Origin of the sequence: Paenibacillus uliginis N3/975 (assembly GCF_900177425.1) — a bacterium.
Classification (GTDB): domain Bacteria; phylum Bacillota; class Bacilli; order Paenibacillales; family Paenibacillaceae; genus Paenibacillus_AQ; species Paenibacillus_AQ uliginis.
On the sequence record NZ_LT840184.1, the window covers coordinates 3,884,700 to 3,903,262 of the forward strand.

General features: G+C 46.9%; 22 protein-coding genes. 3 read left to right on the plus strand and 19 right to left on the minus strand.

The genetic code is table 11. The features are described from left to right. Positions 1–6: 6 nt before the first annotated feature. The 17 genes from B9N86_RS18410 to B9N86_RS18490 all read right to left on the minus strand — a co-directional run bounded on the left by B9N86_RS18410 (position 7) and on the right by B9N86_RS18490 (position 14,857). Positions 7–441, minus strand: a complete 435-nt coding sequence (locus B9N86_RS18410) for a peptidylprolyl isomerase (protein ID WP_208914595.1) — start codon at positions 439–441, stop codon at positions 7–9. A gap of 272 nt (positions 442–713) precedes the next feature. Then, positions 714–2,045: a diaminopimelate decarboxylase gene (lysA, locus tag B9N86_RS18415; RefSeq protein WP_208914596.1), complete on the minus strand. Its 1,332-nt coding sequence runs from the start codon at positions 2,043–2,045 to the stop codon at positions 714–716. A gap of 117 nt (positions 2,046–2,162) precedes the next feature. After that, positions 2,163–3,797, minus strand: coding sequence for a spore germination protein (locus B9N86_RS18420; RefSeq protein ID WP_208914597.1), 1,635 nt, complete (start codon positions 3,795–3,797; stop codon positions 2,163–2,165). A gap of 26 nt (positions 3,798–3,823) precedes the next feature. Then, the gene (locus B9N86_RS18425; RefSeq protein ID WP_208914598.1) at positions 3,824–4,249 is read right to left on the minus strand and encodes a stage V sporulation protein AB; all 426 of its coding nucleotides are present in this window, start codon (positions 4,247–4,249) and stop codon (positions 3,824–3,826) included. Next, complete coding sequence (locus B9N86_RS18430) at positions 4,246–4,911, minus strand: stage V sporulation protein AA (protein WP_208914599.1); 666 nt, start codon at positions 4,909–4,911, stop codon at positions 4,246–4,248. Before B9N86_RS18430 ends, B9N86_RS18425 begins: the two co-directional genes overlap by 4 nt. Positions 4,912–5,051: 140 nt before the next feature. Then, a complete protein-coding gene (gene sigF, locus B9N86_RS18435) occupies positions 5,052–5,807 on the minus strand; it encodes an RNA polymerase sporulation sigma factor SigF (protein WP_208914600.1) in 756 nt (251 codons plus the stop codon). Between the two features lie 11 nt (positions 5,808–5,818). After that, positions 5,819–6,277 carry an anti-sigma F factor gene (spoIIAB, locus tag B9N86_RS18440; protein WP_208914601.1) on the minus strand — a complete coding sequence of 153 codons (459 nt, stop codon included), beginning with the start codon at positions 6,275–6,277 and terminating at the stop codon, positions 5,819–5,821. Beyond that, positions 6,274–6,627 (minus strand): anti-sigma F factor antagonist, encoded by a 354-nt coding sequence (spoIIAA, locus tag B9N86_RS18445; RefSeq protein ID WP_208914602.1) that lies wholly within the window; start codon positions 6,625–6,627, stop codon positions 6,274–6,276. Before spoIIAA ends, spoIIAB begins: the two co-directional genes overlap by 4 nt. 90 nt (positions 6,628–6,717) lie before the next feature. Then, the gene (locus tag B9N86_RS18450; RefSeq protein ID WP_208914603.1) at positions 6,718–7,899 is read right to left on the minus strand and encodes a D-alanyl-D-alanine carboxypeptidase family protein; all 1,182 of its coding nucleotides are present in this window, start codon (positions 7,897–7,899) and stop codon (positions 6,718–6,720) included. 294 nt (positions 7,900–8,193) lie between these two features. Further along, the gene (locus B9N86_RS18455; protein ID WP_208914604.1) at positions 8,194–9,021 is read right to left on the minus strand and encodes a purine-nucleoside phosphorylase; all 828 of its coding nucleotides are present in this window, start codon (positions 9,019–9,021) and stop codon (positions 8,194–8,196) included. A 24-nt stretch (positions 9,022–9,045) separates the two neighbouring features. Continuing rightward, the gene (gene deoB / locus B9N86_RS18460) at positions 9,046–10,239 is read right to left on the minus strand and encodes a phosphopentomutase (protein WP_208914605.1); all 1,194 of its coding nucleotides are present in this window, start codon (positions 10,237–10,239) and stop codon (positions 9,046–9,048) included. 101 nt (positions 10,240–10,340) lie between these two features. Then, positions 10,341–11,234, minus strand: coding sequence for a site-specific tyrosine recombinase XerD (gene xerD, locus B9N86_RS18465; protein WP_208914606.1), 894 nt, complete (start codon positions 11,232–11,234; stop codon positions 10,341–10,343). A 46-nt stretch (positions 11,235–11,280) separates the two neighbouring features. Beyond that, the gene (locus B9N86_RS18470) at positions 11,281–11,514 is read right to left on the minus strand and encodes a YqzK family protein (RefSeq protein WP_208914607.1); all 234 of its coding nucleotides are present in this window, start codon (positions 11,512–11,514) and stop codon (positions 11,281–11,283) included. Between the two features lie 265 nt (positions 11,515–11,779). Continuing rightward, on the minus strand, positions 11,780–12,244 hold the full coding sequence (gene fur, locus B9N86_RS18475) for a ferric iron uptake transcriptional regulator (RefSeq protein ID WP_208914608.1): 465 nt from the start codon (positions 12,242–12,244) through the stop codon (positions 11,780–11,782). A 94-nt stretch (positions 12,245–12,338) separates the two neighbouring features. Next, positions 12,339–12,977, minus strand: coding sequence for a stage II sporulation protein M (spoIIM, locus tag B9N86_RS18480; protein ID WP_208914609.1), 639 nt, complete (start codon positions 12,975–12,977; stop codon positions 12,339–12,341). 82 nt (positions 12,978–13,059) lie between these two features. Then, positions 13,060–14,268, minus strand: coding sequence for an endonuclease Q family protein (locus B9N86_RS18485; protein WP_208914610.1), 1,209 nt, complete (start codon positions 14,266–14,268; stop codon positions 13,060–13,062). Between the two features lie 10 nt (positions 14,269–14,278). Next, positions 14,279–14,857, minus strand: a complete 579-nt coding sequence (locus B9N86_RS18490; RefSeq protein WP_208914611.1) for an NUDIX domain-containing protein — start codon at positions 14,855–14,857, stop codon at positions 14,279–14,281. 93 nt (positions 14,858–14,950) lie between these two features. On the opposite strand from B9N86_RS18490, the gene mciZ reads away from it, so the two are divergent. Next, positions 14,951–15,109 carry a Z-ring formation inhibitor MciZ gene (gene mciZ, locus B9N86_RS18495; protein WP_208914612.1) on the plus strand — a complete coding sequence of 53 codons (159 nt, stop codon included), beginning with the start codon at positions 14,951–14,953 and terminating at the stop codon, positions 15,107–15,109. 103 nt (positions 15,110–15,212) lie between these two features. Next, positions 15,213–16,412, plus strand: a complete 1,200-nt coding sequence (locus B9N86_RS18500; RefSeq protein WP_208914613.1) for a hypothetical protein — start codon at positions 15,213–15,215, stop codon at positions 16,410–16,412. A gap of 94 nt (positions 16,413–16,506) precedes the next feature. Here B9N86_RS18500 and B9N86_RS18505 read toward each other — a convergent pair whose 3' ends face one another. Beyond that, complete coding sequence (locus B9N86_RS18505) at positions 16,507–17,634, minus strand: tripeptidase T (RefSeq protein WP_208914614.1); 1,128 nt, start codon at positions 17,632–17,634, stop codon at positions 16,507–16,509. Between the two features lie 109 nt (positions 17,635–17,743). Here B9N86_RS18505 and prli42 point away from each other — a divergent pair, with 109 nt between their 5' ends. Next, positions 17,744–17,845, plus strand: coding sequence for a stressosome-associated protein Prli42 (gene prli42 / locus B9N86_RS18510; protein WP_208914615.1), 102 nt, complete (start codon positions 17,744–17,746; stop codon positions 17,843–17,845). Positions 17,846–17,858: 13 nt separating this feature from the next. On the opposite strand, the gene lipB is transcribed toward prli42, so the two are convergent. Next, the gene (gene lipB / locus B9N86_RS18515) at positions 17,859–18,551 is read right to left on the minus strand and encodes a lipoyl(octanoyl) transferase LipB (protein ID WP_208914616.1); all 693 of its coding nucleotides are present in this window, start codon (positions 18,549–18,551) and stop codon (positions 17,859–17,861) included. Positions 18,552–18,563 lie beyond the last annotated feature (12 nt).

An 18,563-nucleotide genomic window follows, 5' to 3' on the forward strand; every position in this document is an offset into this window, starting at 1 on the left:
TTTGTATTAAGCTTCGAACACTTTAACTTCTTTCATTTTGTCGCCTGGTTTTACACTGTTTACCAATTCCATACCGCTTGTCACTTTGCCAAATACCGTATGAACGCCGTCCAGGTGAGGCTGTGGACCGTAGCAGATGAAGAACTGGCTGCCGCCAGTGTTAAGGCCTGCATGCGCCATGGACAATACGCCGGTTTCATGCTTGGTTGTGTTAGTAGCCGTCTCACAGTCGATTGTATAGCCAGGACCACCTGTACCATTTCCTGTCGGGCATCCCCCTTGAGCTACAAAGCCCGGGATTACACGGTGAAAGCTAAGTCCGTTATAAAAACCGCTGTTAGCCAATTTTTCGAAGTTGGCTACAGTATTAGGCGCTTCTTCAGGAAAAAAGTCAATTTCCACTGTGCCGCCGTTTTCTAACTCGATTGTACCTTTTTTCATTTCTCTTCACTTCCCTTAGTATATTGTTCGATCAATGACGTTCTAATCAATTCCATTTCCATGTCTTGATTACGTTCCCATTGTATCTTATTTGCAACATCTGTTGCAAACAGGTTGGCCATAAGAAAAGCGTCTATCGACGTACCCTAAAGAAGGCAGACCGCACTTATTGGTAGTTTTTCTTGCGAGATAAAGTTACAGTTACTCAGAAAAAAAGGATCCCCCTATACAGATGTAAGGGAGTGATCCTTGTTGCGGGCAGGTCAGTATATCTAGCTCAATACGGTCTGCTTGTTGATACGCACAGGCACCACGTCGTGTCTGACGATGTCTTCAAGACTCTCGCGACGAACGACCAGATCACCAATACCATCTTTAACGAACACAACCGCCGGCTTGCGGATCCGGTTGTAATTGCTCGCCATGGAATAGTTGTAGGCTCCTGTACAAGCAACGGCAAGCAAGTCGCCGGATTCAACTTTGGGCAGTTCCACATCCCAGATTAGCATATCGCCGCTTTCGCAGCATTTCCCTGCAATCGAGACCTTCTCTTCAACCGGCTCATTCGCCCGATTAGCGAGAAGTGCCTCATATTGGGATTCGTACAGCGCAGGACGAGGATTATCTGTCATGCCTCCATCAACTGCGACATATTTACGTACGCCTGGAATATCCTTGCTGGTTCCCACCGTATACAAGGTTGTTCCTGCATCGCCTACGATACTGCGGCCCGGTTCAACCCAAATCTCGGGAAGTTCAGGTGCAATGCCTGCAAAATGTGTCTTGACTGCGTCCGTGATCGCCTTAACATACTGTGATACATGAAGTGGAGTATCCCCTTCCACGTAACGGATACCAAAACCACCGCCGAGATTTACCACGCTGAACGTCACGTTCAGACCTTCTTTAACAGAGCGTGTAAATTCAGCTACACGCTGAACCGCCATTTGGAAGCCTTCCACTTCGAAAATCTGTGATCCGATATGGGAGTGCAATCCGAGAAGTTCAAGATTTGGTTGAGACGCTGCAAGTTTCACCGCTTCATAAGCCGAGCCGTTACCAATGTCAAATCCGAATTTGGAATCGGTTTGACCGGTGGAGATATATTCATGAGTGTGTGCTTCTACACCAGGAGTTACGCGAAGCAGAATCTTCACTTGACGGCCCTTCTCAGCCGCAATAGCCTGCAGCAGATGAAGCTCTACCTCGTTGTCTACTACAAAGCAGCCGATATGGGCATCCAAAGCCATTTCGATTTCATCCGGTGTTTTGTTATTGCCGTGGAAATGTATCCGTTCCGCGGGGAACCCCGCTTCCAGAGCCGTGTAAAGCTCTCCGTCGGATACGACATCAAGGGACATCCCCTCTTCTTCCGCCAGCCGACACATAGCCATCACACAAAAAGCCTTGCTTGCATAAGCCACCTGATATTTCAAGCCTGAAACCTTGAAAGCGTCGATATATTCTCTGCAGCGGTTACGAACCGACTGCTCGTCTACAATATAAAGAGGGGTTCCGAACTGTGCTTTTAAATCAGCTGTATCGCACCCGCCAATTTCTAGATGTCCCCGTTCATTAATTCTGCTAGTACCGTGTAAAAACATCCCACAATTCCTCCGATCAATATTTACAAAATAAGATTATCGAATAATTGTTCACAGTATAGCAGACAACGAAACGTAAATAAAATGGATTTTTCAACATAACCTTTGTGTTATTTGTTATTGCTTTCTTTTTGGACTCATTTCAGGCCCCATCTTGCTGTTATCCCTGGCCTTGTTCAGAGCCGGACGTGTTCTGGAATATAGCAGCGGCTTACGAAACAATACCTCCCCCATCGCCTTTGCACTAAATGGGATAAAAGGCCATAAATATGAGGAGTTATATGACCGGTGTGTGGTCAGCATCAGAATGAGCAGCGTCGTTCCAATCACGAACCCTTTCAACCCGAACATCGCTACTGCTATAAGAAGTGCAAGACGTACGACCCTGTTAGCTAACCCTAACTCATAACTCGGTGTCGCAAACATACCAACCGCAGCAACCGCCATATACAGCATCACTTCGTTAACAAACAATCCCGTTTTAACGGCAACATCTCCGATGAGGATTGCTGCAATCAATCCCATGGCAGATGCCAGAGGGGTGGGTGTATGAACAGCGGCAAGGCGCATCAAATCCACCCCGAATTCGACGATTAAGAACTGCATAATAATTGGGATTTTCCCCATTTCCCTTGGTCCCAATATATTGAGATACGGCGGTTTCAGTTCAGGATGTATGACCAGCAGCATCCATAGCGGCAAAAGAAACATCGATGCGAATATACCGCCGAAACGAATCCAGCGCAGGTAGGTGCCCATAAACGGCGTCTGTCTGTTTTCTTCTGCATGCTGGCACAGGTCAAAGAACGTCGTCGGCATAATCATCACGCTTGGTGAGGTGTCTACCATCACTACGACTCTGCCTTCGAGCAGGTGGGAGGCGACCACGTCAGGCCGCTCTGAATAGCGGACCAGCGGATAAGGATGCCAGCCTTTATTAACAATAGCTTCTTCCAACTGTTTGTCTCCGAGAGGTAGACCTTCTAGATCGATCTCTTGAATTTTGTGGCGGATGGCCTCCACTTGTTCCCTGTCGACAATATCATCTATGAAAATAATACACACGTCGGTTTGAGTACGTCGTCCTACCTGCATGGCTTCACAATGGAGTCCCGGATCCCGTACACGGCGCCGGACCAGATTAATGTTCGTAACTATGGATTCAGTAAATCCGTCTCTAGCGCCGCGCACGACCCGTTCAATTGCGGGCTCTTCAGGAGACCTTGTAGGATATTTTCTCGTATCCAGCAGAATGGCTGTATGTTCACCTTCAAAAAAAACGGTACACAAGCCCGAGAGTACATTATTAATCGCTTCACTTAGTTCAGTAATCTCCTCCACCTGAACATAAGGAATATACTGATTCTTGATCGTGGAAACGATATGATTACCTACATCCTCCGAAGTCAAATAGGTAAAACGATCTAGAATTTCCGTCAATACCACATCATTGGTAAACCCATTTAAAAACAACAGTCCCGTCTTTCTGCCGGCAACCGTCATTTCACGCAGGACGACGTCAAAAGAAACACCAAGCCCCACTACCTCTTTCAAGATTCCCTTCAGATCTTTTAAATTGCTGGGGATTTCATCGGAACCCTGCCAATACACTACAGATTCGTGAGTGTTGTCAGAGGATTCAGCTTCTCTCTTTTTGACTAACTCCTCCTCTTCCAATGACTTGATGACTGAAGGAGGAACTACCGGAATGTTTTCCTCTCCATAGCCTGTTGATCCCGTCTTATCATCCATTTACTTTACCTCCTTATTGCGGTCGCTTACTGTCGGTAAACAAACCAATCGAATAGAGACCCTGCAACTTTGCCGGCTACCATCGCCATTAACAAACCCAATAAATAACCAGTCAGCTTCAGCCGCTTGGCCAAGATCGGCAGAACATTCAACACTTCGGTCAGAGCCGCTGCCAGCATACCGACAAACACACCGCAAAACAGTCCGATGATCGTACTGATCACCGGCCCCAAGGATGTTTTCCACATCCAGAAATCAGCGATCGTTCCAACTAACGAACCTGTAATCAGAGCTCCTTCATACCAGTGGACACGGTCATAGGTCCAAGTTAATTGCGATAGTCTCGGTACAATATCAAGCACAATGATGAGCGCAATGACACCCCCGCCAACTGCAATTCCACCTGCTACCCCGAGAAGTATAGAAATCAACTGCTGCATCAGGGTGATCATCGTTTTCCCCCTGGCTTTCTCTTTTGCATCGTCTTTTCCATCTCTACCGTTCTCATCTTCCTGTATTCTTCAGCCACAACAAATTGATCAAGGTTCTCCTGATATAGATACATCTCAACTTCAAGCGGTGTTGGCTCCTCATTCCATTTCTTTTTGAATAAATGGTTGAAGAACACCGTCATCCCGAAACCGATCCCTAATGAATAGGCAATCTGAAACAAATAGGGATGCTCATCCCGTTGTCCTGTTACCATCTCGACAATTCGGATATGCACCTCCAACATGTTTACGTCGGCGTGGAAGTTCATGATGGTCAGAGCAGAGCCAAAAAACAGAAGCAGCCAAATGACCGGAAACCAAAATCGGGATGGCTTGGCAGAAGGGCCGATGAGTTCCACTAAAGTATGGTGGTTTCCCATCGGTTCAATATGCACTTCCGGAATGAGTTGTCGAATCTTTGGAATGATCTGAATCAAGTCCATCAGAAGCCTGTTGCCGTCCTGATCTTTGGGTTGAACGAGCGGCAAGCCGCACAGCTTCTCTTCCCATTCCGGGTCGCAAATAATAAAAGCAACATCTCCGAGTTTGACGGTCTGATCTCTGGGCAGGCGGATACGGCTCCGCAATTGCAGAAACACCGTCGGAGTGGGATTGGCTTTCATCCGGAACACTCCTTTACTGCTAAATTACCGTTAGTATGGGAAATGAATGCTCATCCTACTCTTTTTTACCTTTCCATATGCAGGCAGCACAAAAACGCCGCTCCTCAAGGAACGACGTTTCTGACTCAGTAACTGCTACACTACTGCGCAATCTGGTTACGGATACTTTGTAATATTTTCTTCTCAAGCCTTGAGACCTGCACCTGCGATATACCAAGACGGCTGGCCACTTCAGACTGAGTCTGATCACGGTAATACCGCAAATAAACAATCAGCCGTTCGCGTTCAGACAAGCCCCCAATCGCCTCATTCAGTGCTAGCTTATCAAACCAGCGTTCCTGGGATTCGTCCGCAATCTGATCCATCAGAGTGATGGGATCTCCGTCGTTCTCGAATACCGTTTCATGGATGGAAGTTGGCGGCTTGTTCGCCTCTTGGGCGAAAACCACTTCCTCTGGTGTCACTCCGAGCTCTTCTGCCACTTCCTTAATCGTTGGCAGGCGGTCCAGGTGTTTGGAGAGCTCGTCCCGCTTTTTCCTAACTTTATTAGCCATTTCTTTTAACGAACGGCTTACCTTGAGCGTACCATCATCACGTAAAAAACGCTGAATTTCCCCAATAATCATCGGTACGGCATACGTCGAGAACTTCACGTCATAACTGAGATCGAATTTGTCAACGGATTTCAGAAGGCCGATACAACCGATCTGAAATAAATCCTCCGGCTCGTAACCCCGGTTCATGAACCGCTGCACAACCGACCAGACAAGACGAATATTACAGTTTACAAGCGTATCCCGGGCAACTGTGTCTCCGCTTTGGCTAAGTGCTATCAGACGCTTAACCTCCGCGTCGTCCAAATAAGTCTGCGAAGTCTTCTTCACATCGGCATCCATTTGTCCAACCCCTAATTATATAAAGCTTTCTTGGATTCGATCCGTTTTTTCATTTTGATCGATGTACCGGTCCCCGGCTCACTGATGACATCAAATTCGTCCATAAAGTTCTCCATGATCGTAAAGCCCATCCCTGAACGCTCAAGTTCAGGCTTAGACGTGTAAAGCGGCTGCTTAGCCATTTCCAGATCATCGATGCCATGCCCATTGTCCTCAATGACAAGAATGATCATATCCCCGTCGATCGCGGCTTCAATCTTCACTACACCCTCCGGGTTACTGTCATAACCGTGGATAATGCAGTTTGTAACCGCTTCTGACACGACTGTCTTCAAATCACTGAGTTCATCCATTGTCGGATCAAGCTGAGATATAAACGCAGCCACAGCTACTCGGGCAAAGGATTCATTTTCCGATTTTGCGGCAAACTCCAGAGTCATGAAATTATGCTGCGTTTTCCCTTCACTCATGACACTACCTCCAAACCCGAGAGTGCAGTACTCTCGTTCTCATAAATGGGCATGATCTTAAACAACCCTGACATTTCAAGCAGACGATACACCGGCGCATTAACGTCACACAGAGCCATTTTCCCGCCCTTTTGTTTGATGAACTTGTACCGCCCGAGAATAACGCCCAGTCCCGAGCTGTCCATGAACTCAAGATCCTTCAGGCTGAACACTAGGTGCTCTGTCTGACGGCGCTGGATAGCTTCATCCAGCTGCATCCGGACATGATCGGCGGTATGATGATCCAGTTCCCCTGAAAGTCTGACGATCAGCACATGCCGCTGGTGCTCCATTTCAACATGCAGATTCATGTTTGCTCACTCTCCTCCCTACATGAACAAAGATTTCTACGCCTGCAAAAGACTTTCCTGCCCCCCGACAAAACTAGAAGAAAACCCCTATCAATCTACATGAAACAACTGTCCTGTCGTACGCTTAAACAGCTTCCACCATCCTGCTTTCTTAACATCGGCCGGTGCTTTAAGTTCAAATTCCTTCACCAGCTGATCTCCTTGATACACCGACAGCTTGCCTACGACTTGTCCTGCGGTTATCGGTGCCTTAATCATTTTTGGAACGGTGACCTCATGACGGAGATCAGCAGTCTTTCCGCCTTTTTTCACAAGGACGCTGTAGTCCTGTTCAGCCTGGAGCTGCAGCTCCGGTACAGCACCTTTGGAAATTTTGATGTTCCCGAGCATCTCCCCTTTTTTATAGATCGAATGCTTGCTGTACTGGGAGAATGCATAGTCGAACATACGGGAAATTTCATTGTTGCGGTTTTTCGTATTTGGTGCCCCAAGCACGACGGCTACAGTACGAAGACCATCTCGCTTCGCCGTTGCTGAGAGACAAAATTTAGCTTCCGAGGTATAACCGGTTTTTAGACCGTCTGCTCCCGTATAAAAGCGAACCAACTTGTTCGTATTCACCAGCCAAAATGGCTTTTGAGTATCCTTACGCAAATAATCCTGGTATGCACCTGTGTACTTTGTAATCTGTTCATACTTCAGAAGCTCCCTGCTCATTAAAGCAATATCGTGCGCTGAGCTGTAATGATTCTCTGCCGGAAGTCCATTACAGTTCGCAAAGTTGGTATCCTTCATGCCAAGTTCCGCTGCTCTTTCATTCATCATCTTAACGAACTCTTCTTCAGAACCTGCGATTTTTTCGGCCATAGCTACGGATGCATCATTGCCGGATGCCATCGCAATACCCTTCAGCATCTCTTCAACGGACATTTCTTCACCCGGCTCCAGAAAAATCTGTGAACCTCCCATAGAAGCAGCATGATCGCTCGTGCGTACCATGTCCGTCATTTTCAACCTGCCGTCATCAATGGCTTCCATCGTCAACAGCATCGTCATAATCTTGGTGATACTGGCCGGAGGCAGCTTATCATGGCTGTTTTTCTCGTAAATAATGGTTCCGGTTTCCGCATCCAACAAAATGGCAGAGCGCGCACTTGGCGCGAGCTCACTGTCAGATACTCCGCCAGGTTTCTTCTCATCAGCGTAGCTTGCAGCAGCTGGTGCAAACGCAACACAAAGTGAAAGTATCCCGGCAATAAACACCTTTTTCAAATCCGTCCCCTCCTGACAATCGTAATGGCATATCCCGCTCATGAAACGGGTCTGTTTCCATTGTCGTCAGGTTGGAAGTAAATTATTCCATATTATTGGCAGTTTACATGTAAAAACTTGTTATTTTCATAAAAAAATCTGAAGGGGGACCCAAATTCAAGAAATTCGGGGACAACAGCGATTGAGGGGAATGATTCATACACGTAGCGTCTTAAAACAAACAAAGGGGACGTCCCAGGTCAATGGACCTTTTAGGACACCCCCACAATAGATACCTTACGCTAGACTTGTAACCTACATGCTCGGAATGACTGCCATAACAAGACCGAGGAACTTCTCCCTCACTTTTTCAGCAGTCTCCATTACTTCATCATGTGATAACGGTTGATCCAAAATGCCTGCCGCCATATTGCTGATACAAGAAATGCCGAGCACCTCTAGACCCGAATGACGGGCAACGATGACCTCAGATACCGTTGACATCCCAACCGCATCAGCGCCCAAAGTACGCAGCATAACGATTTCGGCTGGTGTTTCATACGTTGGCCCTAGAAGTCCCGCGTAAACACCCTGCTGTAGTGTTATTCCTTGGCTTTCTGCCGTCTCTAAAGCGAGCTTTCGCAAGCGGCGGCTGTACGCCTCGGACATATCCGGGAACCGTACACCCAGTGCCGGGTCATTCGGTCCGATGAGCGGATTGCGACCTGTCATATTTAAATGATCCGTAATCAACATCAGATCACCCGGCTCAAAGGAAGTATTAATTCCTCCTGCCGCGTTCGTGACCAGCAGACTCTTTACCCCAAGCTGTTTCATCACGCGTACCGGAAACGCTGTGAGCTCCGGGCCATATCCTTCGTACATATGGAAGCGGCCTTTCATCAGAACGACTGGCCGATCCTGAATTTTCCCAAGCAGCAGTTCGCCTTCATGTCCTTCTACCGTCGATACAGGAAAATGCGGAATGTCACTGTAAGGTATGGATACCGTGTCCTCCAATAAGTCAGCGAGAACTCCGAGTCCAGACCCAAGAATTAGGCCAACCTCCGGCTGCACTCCGCCTTTGCTCCGGATAAACGCAGCTGCTTCTTCAATAATCCCTTGATTTAAGTTGTTACTCATTCCAGCACCTCTCCCCATTATTCATTATTTTAATTGCGATAAAAAGCTCTTGCCATGTTCCGACGTCTTTGCCCCGAAGTTATCGGCTATGGTTGCACCCACGTCTGAAAAGGTATCCCGAAGCCCAAGGCTTTCTGGGGCTGTCAACCCTGGACTATATACAAGCAGCGGCACATATTCCCGGGTGTGGTCCGTACCAGCATGAACCGGATCATTGCCATGATCCGCTGAAATAATCAGTAAATCATCCTCCTTCAGCATTCCCATGATATCAGGAAGAGACTGGTCAAAGTACTTCAAGGCTTGTCCATAGCCCTTAGGATCGCGGCGGTGTCCGTAAAGTGAATCGAAATCGACCAAATTCGCGAACAACAGTCCGTTGAAATCTTTACTCAGCTGCTCGATCAATACTTCAATACCATGTTGGTTGCTTTTTGTCGGGAATGATTGTGTGACACCTTCCCCGGTGAATATGTCGTTAATCTTACCGACAGCAATAACATCCAACCCATGATGCTCAAGGGAGTTCATTATGGTCGGCTCAGGAGGCTTTACCGCATAGTCATGTCGGTTAGATGTACGAATAAAACTGCCTGGTTGTCCAATATACGGACGAGCGATAACTCTTCCTACCGAAAATTCAGGCTGAAGCGTAAGCCGCCGGGCAATTTCACAAGCTTCATACAGCTCCTTCAGTGGTATCACTTCTTCATGTGCCGCTATCTGAAACACACTGTCTGCCGATGTATATACGATCCAAGCCCCGGACTTCATCTGCTCTTCGCCGTACTCTTCATTAATTTCCGTACCCGAGGCCGGTTTATTTCCAATGACTCTACGGCCTGTCTGCTGTTCGAACTGTGCAATGAGCGCCGAAGGAAAACCCTGAGAGTACGTATTAAACGGCGTTTTTACTCGCAAGCCCATGAGTTCCCAGTGCCCGGTCATCGTATCTTTACCAACCGATTGCTCTTGCATTTTACCATAATAAGCTTGAGGGGAATCTGAAGGTGTCACGTTCGGCAATGGAGCTATATTCCCTAGTCCCAGATTTTTCAAATTCGGTAATGACAGATCCGGATTATGTTCCAAAATATGACCCAGTGTATGAGCACCAATATCCCCGAATTTAGCTGCGTCCGGCGCTTCCCCGATCCCCACGCTGTCAAGCACAATAAAACATATCCGCTGAAAACGATATTTGGTGTTGTCTGACATGTTCAATCACTCCTCGTTTACTTGGTAGGTTCGGCATTGGAATTACCTTCGACCTATATGAATTGCGGTGATGGCCTCATCCATGGAAAAGATACAAAAGGCTAATTTCCTGCCCGCGGATGGTGGGTCTCATAAACCTCTTTCATACTTTTTTTGGGTGTTTGGTACATTTGTGTCGTCGATATATCGGAATGGCCAAGCATCTCCTGCACGGAACGCAGATCTGCTCCATTATCCAGCATATGAATAGCAAAAGAATGACGGAGTGTGTGAGGCGTAATGTCCTCCGTAATCCCAGCCTCCTTGCCGTGTTTTTTAATAATTTTCCAAAAGCCCTGACGTGTCAACCTGGTACCGAGCGCGTTCAAAAACAGTCCATCCTCTTCACTTCCCGCTTTGAGGAGTTTCTCCCTCATTCCAGCCAGGTACAGTTCCACGCTGCGTGCAGCAATCGGACTTATTGGCAGAATCCGTTCCTTCCCGGAGCTTCCAGTGCAACGTACAAATCTCATATCTGTATTTACATCATGGACCCCCAGTGTTACCAGCTCCGAGACACGAATGCCGGCCGCATACAACAGCTCCAGCATCGCTTTATCCCGGGCCCCATGAGGAGTAGAGCCATCCGGTGCACTTAGCAGCTTGTCTACTTGTTCAATAGAAAGCGCCTTAGGAACCTTGCGTTCTGGCTTCGGTGTCTCCAGCATGATAGACGGATCCTGCACAATAACGGAACTACGCACCAAATATTGAAAAAAAGAGCGGAGAGAAACCGTGCATCGCATTATCGTGGATGGGGCTCTGCCCTTTTGCTTTAAACTTCCCAAATACAAACTAAGCAGTGTGCGGTTTACATCCGCCGGTTCATCCACTCCGCGCTGCTCCGCGAAATCAATAAAGCCTGCAATATCTTTATGGTATGATCCTGTAGTGCTGCTCGACAGCCCTCTTTCCTCCGATAAGAAGGAGATATAGGCGTCCAAATACTGCTTCATGATTTATTCTGCTCCTTATCACTGCTCTTCCATACGCAGCAGACATTTATTCACCATACCAATAGTATAAGCGAAGTCTGTCACGTGGTGTTACCCATGTCTCCATGGAGTTTTCAGGCTGAAAAGCTTTCACGGCATGTCCGACCGGTACCCGGTATGGATCAGATGGAGCTACCCATTGATTAACCAGGGACAGCGCATAGTAAAAAAACAACGTAAGAACGGTAAATAAAACAATAAATCTTATAAAGGAACCGATTTTTCGTAAAGAAATAATCATAACCACATCGCCCCTCTTCCATGAGAAAACATCTATCGATGACAGACCGCCTTTTGCGAAGGTGTTTATACTTTCCTATATCTTAGAAAAGCCCTGTCACCCAAGCCTATGAGCATCTTCCATGTAATATGACGTATGCGCAGACCACATTTACCGGTAGTATTTCTTACGATATAAAAATCTTCAAAAAAAGCCCTCTCGGGGACATCCATCTCCGTAAGAGGGCTACCTGTGTGACGTATCACCACAGATTATTGCTATCGCATTATGACTCACTGCTGTCATGTCTTCCCTTATCCTTACAGCGGTAACAGATGCCGTGGAAATCAAGACGATGATCATGAACGGTGAAATTAAATTCTTTCTCAAGCCGCTCTTCCAATGGCCCAAGCCAATCCTCGCGTATTTCATCCATGCTTCCGCATTGGGTACAAATCAGATGATGATGATGATGTTTAGACGTGTCCGTCCGCAAATCGTAACGCGCTACACCATCGCCAAAGTTGATCTTCTCCACCACATGCAGCTCGCTCAGAAGCTCGAGGGTACGGTACACGGTTGCCAGACCGATCTCGGGAGCTTTTTCTTTAACGAGCATAAAAACGTCTTCTGCGCTGAGATGATCATCCTCATTCTCCAACAATACGCTGACGGTGGCTTCCCTTTGGGGCGTTAATTTGTAGCCTTGGGATTGTAACTGCTGTTTAATTTTGTCGATCCGTGCTTCCATCGTTTCCCTCCCCCTTGGAAATCACTGCACGTAATTGTTCACTTCCTTCATTATAGGGGGACTTTGCAAATAAAGTCAAACGGTTTTGATACATCTAAAGACTGCTAGCCGGAAGAAGCATCGGTGCTACCCACTGCATCATACTAGGAGTGATCCAGGTTTCAAATGATGATATGCCCAGGATTAGCAGAGCCATCACGCAGGTCAGGCCTATATACGAGGCAAAGGGCTTCGTTACACTTCCGCTACGCTGCATTAGAAGACGGTTTTTGATGATATATAGAGAAAAGGTTATTGCTGCTACACTACACATCATCAGCACCGGGATGACGAGCAAATTTTGGGGTGCAACAGACACTAGTGCAAACAGCAGACCTTTCCAAGAATATTGACCAACAAGATAACCTACCGTAAAACCGATAAGAACGCCTTTAAAGAAATCCAGTATAAGAATGCCCGGAAGGCCGATAACAGACAGTCCCAAAATCCAGATTAACCCTAGCCATTTCAAATGGAGTGCCGCAATATTGCCGAACGAAGCTGGAATTTCCCCTTCACCGCCTTCGTGCAAGGTCAGAAAAAAGTGGTCCAAATAACCTGCAAGATCCTGCTGCTGTTCCAAAGACAGCGCGTTTACCATCAAGGCTCCAAACAGCACCCCTACTAAAAATAATACGGCAACAAACACATATAGAGGCGTCTGATCCTTAAAACTCTGGCGGAATGATTGCATGAAATAGAGTCTCCTTTCCTGTCTCTATTCCTACTCTATGTGTGTTTAATGCCGTCTATGACTTTGCATTTTTAATAGTCTTTCATTTTCGGACGACCTTGCCGTACGTTCCACCTCCGCCGGATGAGAGCTCAAGAATTCCGTCTCTGGCCATAACAATACTTCGTGCAAGATCTTCTCCAACAACACACGCAATATCGGTCTCGGAAGCGCGGTGAAGGATCGCCATCTCGGTTCCGAATGCTGTAAGCAGCTTGGACATGGCTACCTTTCCTAGACCCGGAATAAATTCCAGAGGGACCTGATAGTAATACGGGGGCCTATGGGAAGGCAAGGACGGCAGATTTCTGTCGGCAATGGATATAATTCGGTCAAACACCCCTTGAACCGTCTTTAGGCTACCACAATACGGACATCTGTCCACTGAAGACACAATGCTCTCTTCGTCCAAAATGCTGCTGCAGCCGGAACAGTATGTTCGGTGGTACTTGCCAAGACGAGGATTAAGACCGTAGTTCGCCAACACCTGTCTTCCATCTCTTCGGCCCAGAGCCAAGCGAAATTCATCAAAAGACGGTGTCAACATCCGGATTTTATTGTATTCTCGGCCAATCTTCCCAAGTGAATGTGCATCGGAGTTCGTCAAAAACGAATAGTCATCCAGCTCGGAAATATGTCCCGCCATCGATGAATCGGCACTTAATCCGAGCTCTATGGCCGAAATACCCCGAAGATCAAACACATCGGACATCCTGTCAGCCATACTTCCATAAAGACCCTTATGTGGAGTAAACACATGTGCCGGTATTAGAATCCCGCCCCGGTCCAGTATTTCCTGCTGAAGATCTCTAGGTTGAACGTAAATGCGCTGTGAGCTCAGCTGGACATTTTTCATATAACGAGACATCCAGCGTGTGAAATCCTGCATCGTATCCAGATCACGAAAATAGGCCAGAACATGCGCCGCTCCTCTACCGCTCTCCCTGATCTCAATCTCACTTCCAAGCAGAATGACAGTATCCTTGTAGGCAATACCCCCGCCATGAATTTCTTTCATTACACCGCTATCCAAACAGGTCAGGATATCATCCTGCACCGAAGGAGAGTGGCAGTCGATAATGCCGATCATCTCAATTCCTTTACGCACGGCAGCTTCCTCCGCAATATTCTCAAACGTAAGGTTACGGCTTCCGCTAATTTTCACAGCCTGTCCGTTCCCCGTCCGTCCAATATGTATATGCAGATCGCTGTAAAAGTCCCGCAAACCGCCCGCTTTATCAAAATGTGCCATATGACACATTTCAGATTTTACCCGTCAGCTTGTACATGTTCCATGCATACACAGCCAAGACCGTTTTGGCATCACTGATACGTTCTTCCTGAATCAGGCGGTACGCTTCGTCTAATGTGATCTCAGACATTTCAAGAAATTCATCCTCATCCGGCTTCATATTCCCGCTTGTAAGGTCCTCGGCCAGATACAAATGGATGATTTCATCAGCAAAGCCTGGCGAAGTATAGAAAGATTGCAGTTTGCGGATCGTGCCGCACGAATATCCGGTCTCTTCCTGCAGCTCGCGTTTGGCAGCCTCCAACGGATCCTCTCCGTGCTCCAGCTTCCCTGCAGGTATTTCGACTTCACAGCGACCCAAAGGCTGTCTAAATTGATCTACAACGAGCATCTTATTGTCGCGGAGTGCAAGAATAGCGACTGCGCCCGGATGACGAACGACTTCACGAGTAGCCTGTTGGCCATCCGGTAGGACAACCGTGTCCACCTGCAACGATATAACTTTCCCTTTAAATATCCGTTCCGTTGATACTGTAGTTTCTTCCAAAGACTTGTTGGAATGGCGGTCTTTATTGCCGAGATCGCTCATAATATGGCCTCCTTTGTTTAAAAACGGCATGACTGCCAAAACTGATGCATAAGCTGTATTATATCAAACTTCTTAAGAAAGAAGGAACGGACAATGAAGAGCTATCAAGGCACGAAATCCATACATATGGTCGGACAGGCTTGGCAAATTAAAACCATGCTGAAGCAGTGGCAAAAACAATGGGGTCCAGAGGTCACGATTGCTGAACTTTTAATCCAATCCAACGTAGATAAATACGAAAAACGAATATAAAATTAGGTCTTAAGACTCAAAATTCGACTTTTTTCTGTTTTTTTCGTTATATAACCATGACTAACACCCCTGTACATGTGTTCTATTATTGGGAGGTTTCGAAATGCGACATCTAATAAATAGAGAGCCCGATGGTAACACTGAGCCACCAACACTGGCATATGAACTTGGCAAGTGGCATCAGAATCGCGGACATTTTGAAGAAGCTCTAACATGCTTTAAACAAGCTGCGATGGCTGCCAGCTATACAACACCAACTGATATGGAACGTTCTGCTTTAAGCTGGATCGAATACGGGCGTTTAAATGCAAAACTGAATAAATGTAACGAAGCTGCTGAATCGTATAAGCATGCTCTTTGCTTTGGAATGCCTTATGCCGCAAAGTCATTGAACGAGTGGGCCTTATTGTTGCATCAAGAAGGGATATGTGATCGTGACATATTCAATCGTCTCTTATTTGAGTTATCTTCACATTCCATTTGCACAACAGTACTCGGATGTGCCTTGAGTGAAATCGGAGCCTATACGGAAGCTGCACTTTGCTTTAATATGACCGAATATACCGATACTCAAACCGGAATCATTCATGCCCATTGTCTGATTAACGATGATCGATTAGATGAAGCAATGAATTTACTGGTTTCCTTGAACAATAAATGTGCTCTCGAAGACTCGACACAGGATGTGCATCGCGACTTAATCAGTATCACTATGTTCTTGTGCAAATGGCGGCTCAGCGGATCTCTCCCTTATCTCCCTGCCTACGATGATGATCGGTATAAACTTGCCGAAGTAGCTGTGTCCCTCGGTATGCTAGCTGAGGCCGATTTTATTCTTTCAACTGAAGGAACCGCTGGAGAGTACGCCCTCATACATATGCTTTATTCTGAGGGTTATACGACATTAGCTGGAACGCGCATCAGCTGCCTACCAGAAGTTCAGGTTAATCATACACATCCGTATCATAACGAGCTCCAATTTATTACTGCAGAGCGACTGTATGATCTAGGTGATTATGAAAGGGCTTCCGTCATATTTGAGAACCTACGTTTATCCCAACCGGAGCATACGGCCGCCAGATTCGGAGAAGCCGCCTGTTATTTACAGTCTTCTCTTCTTTCCCTTTCTTCTCGTATGGCACGTATTGATAGCCTGGATACAGTGAAGGAGCAAGCCATGGAGTACATGCATAGCATTAACGCCGCACTTCATATTGTGGAGAACACCCATTGGCACACCATCTGGTCACCGGCTCAACGCCGCCGTGAGAACGGGATTGGTAGATCCACGACGCTGAATTAAATAACCTGTTGAATAAAAAAGCCCACACACGGAAATTTGCTTCCGGATGTGGGCTCTGCTGTTTGTTTATTATTTCTCAGTAAAAGGGATTAGATCAACCCTTTGCTGCTTCTTGAACAATCGCAACAACAATCTGTGCTGCTTTGACCAGATCGGATGCCTTGATTCGTTCATTCGTTGTATGAATCTCCTCGTAACCGACAGCAAGATTTACGGTTGGAACGCCCAATCCGTTGAATATATTGGCATCACTGCCTCCTCCGGATGGGAACGTACGGCCTGACAGTCCAAGTCCACCAATCGCACGCTTGGCTAGCTGAACAACGTTATCGTTCTCGTTGTAGCTGAAAGCAGGGTATATAATTTCACTGCGGAATTCGCATTTTGCACCGTATTCCCGTACAGTCGTCTCCAGCGCATCACGCATCAGATCAATCTGCTTCTCTACTTTTTCCTGAACGATACTTCTAGCTTCCGCGTCAATCTGTACGTAGTCGCATACGATGTTCGTCGGACCGCCACCTTGGAATTTCCCAATATTAGCAGTTGTTTCTTCATCGATCCGGCCGAGGTTCATCTTGGCGATAGATTTGGCGGCTACCTGAATGGCGCTGATACCATCTTCCGGATTTACTCCAGCATGAGCTGATTTCCCGTTAATAATCATAGTTACCTTCGCCTGGGTCGGAGCTGCCACGGCGATAGCTCCTACTTCACCATTGGAATCCAGCGCATAACCGAGATCAGCATCCAGATACTTAGGATCCAGCGCACGTGCGCCCATGAGACCGGATTCTTCACCCGCTGTGATGATAAATTGAATTTTACCATGAGGGATTTTATTATCTTTGATTACACGAATAGCTTCAAGAAGTGCAGCAATCCCTGCTTTATCGTCTGAGCCGAGAATGGTGGTACCGTCACTGCGGATCCATCCATCTTCTCCGAGAACTGGTTTAATCCCATTGCCAGGCGTTACTGTATCCATGTGACAGGTGAAAAGAAGTTTAGGAGCTTTATCCGCCTGTTCCGCTTCCCAGGTAATAATCAAGTTGCCGGATCCGTGACCGGTTTTTTCTTTCGTATCATCCTCGACCACTTGAAGACCTAAGCTGCCGAATTTCTCTTTGAGCACAACTGAGATCTGTTCTTCATGCTTGGTCTCACTGTCTACGCGAACCAATTCCATAAACTCATTAACAATACGCTCTTGTGAAATCATTGGACTTTCCTCTCTTTCTTAGATGGGTTACAATGTTGCTTGTACGATGTATAAAAAATGAATGCATCTTTATGTTCATTATTTAAACTTAATCCAAAGGAGTAACACAATGCAACGTAAAAAATGGTTTCGTATCGTCATTTATCTCATGCTGGCTGCTATGATCGGCTCCACACTTTTTATTGTATTGGAACCTTTTCTCTTGCGCTAATGCCTTTAATAGCTTATGATTCCGCCGCTTGAAGCTGGACCTCATAGGGAAAGACCCGGGTGAAATATGGTATTATCTCCCGGGCCACTTCCTCTACCAAGAAATTCTTCCCGGTACACTCCTCGAGCGAAGTTACACCGAACTCCTGTATACCGCAAGGAACAATGCCCGAGAAGCCTTCCTTCTCAATCCCTGCCTTTACGTTAAGTGCAAAGCCATGGCTTGTCACAAAACCCCTGTGATGCTTGCATTTGTTAAACTTTACCCCAATCGCACAGATTTTACGATCGCCGACCCATACGCCGGTGTACTCTGGTTTTCGCCCGGATTTAATTCCGAAATCTGCCAGATAATCAATAATGACCTGCTCCACGTTTCGTAAGTATCCGTGAAGATTCAGGTTTGCCCCACCATCCAAAAGCAGCAGCGGATATCCGACCAGTTGGCCCGGTCCATGATATGTAATATCTCCTCCACGGTCTATCTCGTACAAGCCTATTCCTTGGGCTTCAAGCTCCTCTCTGCTGAGAAGCAAATGCTCCGGATGCCGCTGCGATCCCATGGTGTATGTGGGAGGATGCTGGAGGAGCATCAGACACTCACTACGCTCCCCCAGATCTATTCCCTTTACCCGCTCCTTTTGCAAGTCCCAGGCAGCCCCGTAATCCATTAAAGGCGTATAAGATACATCTAATGCTTTCTTCATCCTGCTGTGCCT

Bases quoted from the DNA above. Each gene is read 5' to 3' on its own strand.
- sigF (WP_208914600.1), bottom strand. From the start codon at position 5,807: ATGGATGCCGATGTGAAGAAGACTTCGCAGACTTATTTGGACGACGCG.
- lipB (WP_208914616.1), bottom strand. From the start codon at position 18,551: ATGAAGAAAGCATTAGATGTATCTTATACGCCTTTAATGGATTACGGG.
- B9N86_RS18430 (WP_208914599.1), bottom strand. From the start codon at position 4,911: ATGAAAGCCAATCCCACTCCGACGGTGTTTCTGCAATTGCGGAGCCGT.
- spoIIAB (WP_208914601.1), bottom strand. From the start codon at position 6,277: ATGAGTGAAGGGAAAACGCAGCATAATTTCATGACTCTGGAGTTTGCC.
- B9N86_RS18490 (WP_208914611.1), bottom strand. From the start codon at position 14,857: ATGAGCGATCTCGGCAATAAAGACCGCCATTCCAACAAGTCTTTGGAA.
- B9N86_RS18455 (WP_208914604.1), bottom strand. From the start codon at position 9,021: ATGAGTAACAACTTAAATCAAGGGATTATTGAAGAAGCAGCTGCGTTT.
- prli42 (WP_208914615.1), top strand. From the start codon at position 17,744: ATGCAACGTAAAAAATGGTTTCGTATCGTCATTTATCTCATGCTGGCT.
- B9N86_RS18410 (WP_208914595.1), bottom strand. From the start codon at position 441: ATGAAAAAAGGTACAATCGAGTTAGAAAACGGCGGCACAGTGGAAATT.
- xerD (WP_208914606.1), bottom strand. From the start codon at position 11,234: ATGAAGCAGTATTTGGACGCCTATATCTCCTTCTTATCGGAGGAAAGA.
- B9N86_RS18425 (WP_208914598.1), bottom strand. From the start codon at position 4,249: ATGATCACCCTGATGCAGCAGTTGATTTCTATACTTCTCGGGGTAGCA.
- deoB (WP_208914605.1), bottom strand. From the start codon at position 10,239: ATGTCAGACAACACCAAATATCGTTTTCAGCGGATATGTTTTATTGTG.
- spoIIM (WP_208914609.1), bottom strand. From the start codon at position 12,977: ATGCAATCATTCCGCCAGAGTTTTAAGGATCAGACGCCTCTATATGTG.
- lysA (WP_208914596.1), bottom strand. From the start codon at position 2,045: ATGTTTTTACACGGTACTAGCAGAATTAATGAACGGGGACATCTAGAA.
- B9N86_RS18485 (WP_208914610.1), bottom strand. From the start codon at position 14,268: ATGGCACATTTTGATAAAGCGGGCGGTTTGCGGGACTTTTACAGCGAT.
- fur (WP_208914608.1), bottom strand. From the start codon at position 12,244: ATGGAAGCACGGATCGACAAAATTAAACAGCAGTTACAATCCCAAGGC.
- B9N86_RS18420 (WP_208914597.1), bottom strand. From the start codon at position 3,797: ATGGATGATAAGACGGGATCAACAGGCTATGGAGAGGAAAACATTCCG.
- B9N86_RS18505 (WP_208914614.1), bottom strand. From the start codon at position 17,634: ATGATTTCACAAGAGCGTATTGTTAATGAGTTTATGGAATTGGTTCGC.
- B9N86_RS18500 (WP_208914613.1), top strand. From the start codon at position 15,213: ATGCGACATCTAATAAATAGAGAGCCCGATGGTAACACTGAGCCACCA.
- spoIIAA (WP_208914602.1), bottom strand. From the start codon at position 6,627: ATGAATCTGCATGTTGAAATGGAGCACCAGCGGCATGTGCTGATCGTC.
- B9N86_RS18470 (WP_208914607.1), bottom strand. From the start codon at position 11,514: ATGATTATTTCTTTACGAAAAATCGGTTCCTTTATAAGATTTATTGTT.
- mciZ (WP_208914612.1), top strand. From the start codon at position 14,951: ATGAAGAGCTATCAAGGCACGAAATCCATACATATGGTCGGACAGGCT.